This is a genomic window from Inhella sp., from assembly GCF_041912635.1.
GTDB lineage: Bacteria > Pseudomonadota > Gammaproteobacteria > Burkholderiales > Burkholderiaceae_C > Inhella.
In genome coordinates this window covers 1-1,675 of record NZ_JAYRMO010000073.1, presented here as the reverse complement: position 1 = coordinate 1,675, position 1,675 = coordinate 1, and the positions used below count along the sequence as shown (strand labels likewise).

Annotated in this window: 1 protein-coding gene and 1 pseudogene; both read right to left on the bottom strand. The window is 69.6% G+C overall.

What is annotated here, in order from left to right:
* A partial coding sequence (gene ligA, locus ACE3QP_RS21725; RefSeq protein WP_374439167.1) for an NAD-dependent DNA ligase LigA occupies positions 1 to 1,012 on the bottom strand: 1,012 nt, incomplete at its 3' end.
* Between the two features lie 15 nt (positions 1,013 to 1,027).
* Positions 1,028 to 1,675: pseudogene (locus tag ACE3QP_RS21720) on the bottom strand (cell division protein FtsZ); the annotation flags it as partial.

The following is a 1,675-nucleotide window of genomic DNA, read 5'->3' as shown; positions in this document are numbered from 1 at the left end:
ACTTGTGCGCCACGGCCCAGCGCGGCTCGCGCGTCTTGAAGCCGAGCTGGCGCTGGAGCTGCAGGCTGTTGACCTTGTAAACCACGCCGTCGATGTCGTAGGGCAGCGCGTCGCGGCTGGCGCCCACGCGGCGGTGGAACGCTACCAATTCAGGAGCACCTAGCGCAGTCTGCACCTGCCCTGCGACCGGAAAACCCCATTGTTTCAGCGTCTGCAGCAGTTCAAAGTGCGTGGCAAACGCCGGGCCACCCTCGGCCTCGGACGTGATGGCGCCCAGGCCATAGGCAAAGAAGCGCAGCGGGCGTTGCGCGGCGATGCCCGAGTCGAGCTGGCGCACGGCGCCGGCCGCCGCGTTGCGCGGGTTCACGAAGGTCTTGCCGCCCTGCGCGCGCTGGCGCTCGTTGAGCGCGTCAAAGTCGGCGCGGGGCATGTAAACCTCGCCACGCACCTCCAGCAGCGGCGGCACGCCAGCGGGTAACTGCAGCGGAATCTGCCGGATGGTGCGGATGTTGTGTGTCACGTCCTCGCCCACCTCGCCGTCGCCGCGCGTGGCGGCCTGCACCAGCTTGCCGTGTTCATAGCGCAGGCTCATGGCCAGGCCGTCGAACTTGGGCTCGGCCACGTATTCCACGGGTGGGTCACTCTCGGCCAGGCCCAGCTCGCGGCGCACGCGCGCGTCGAAGGCCTGGGCACCACTGGCCTCGGTGTCGGTCTCGGTGTGGATGCTGAGCATGGGCACCGCGTGGCGCACGGGGGCCAGGCCGTCCATCACCGCGCCGATCACGCGCTGCGTGGGCGAGTCGGGGGTGATGAGGTCGGGGTGCTCGGCCTCGAGGGCCTGCAGGCGCTGGAAGGCACGGTCGTACTCGGCGTCGGGCACGCTGGGGGCGTCCTGCACGTAGTACTCGTGCGCCCAGGTGTTGAGCTGCTGGCGCAGTGCTTCGATTTCGATAGCTGCTGGCGCCCGTCCATCAGGCGCTGGAGGCGGAAAAAGCTCCAAGTTTTCAGTCATGGGCGGCAGGCCCCATCAACTGAAGAGGCGGCGCGCTTGGGGCGAGCCAGCGGAGAGGTCGCGGCCGTCGAGCTGGTCATAGAGCTGCTCCAGGTCGGCGGCGATGGGGTCCATGGCCATGGCGGGCAGCGGGTTGCCGTTCTGGTCGCAGAGCACGCCGTCCATGCTTTCGCACAGGGCTGCGGCCACCTGGCGCAGGCGGGCAAAGGGCTGTTCGGTGCGGGCCACATGGGCCACGTCCAGGCTGAGCGACAGCTCGCGGATGGCCGATTGCTCGGGGTCGTCCGACAGGGCGGCCTGGGTGTCGTAGCCCAGGCCCAGCACGGGCGACTGGCCCGCCGTGCCTGCGGGCAGCACCAGGCGGCCGGGCAGCGCACCGGGCACCAGCCCCAAGCGCACGGCGTTCTGCTGCACGTAGCCGGGGCTCCAGGCGGCCTGGCGGGCGCGTAGCTGGAAGGCGAGTTGCGCGTCGTGCTCGCTGGCAAACTGGTCCAGTTCGCGGGCGCGGGCCACTTCCTGCAGCATGTCGGGAAATTCGGGCGCGGCGTTCAGGGCGTCGGCAAAGGCCTGGGCCTTCATGACGAATTCGGAGAACTCGATCTCGTTGAGCGCACCCATGCGGTTGGCCAGTTGCACCCCGGCCTGGAAGGCGCGGTAGCGCTG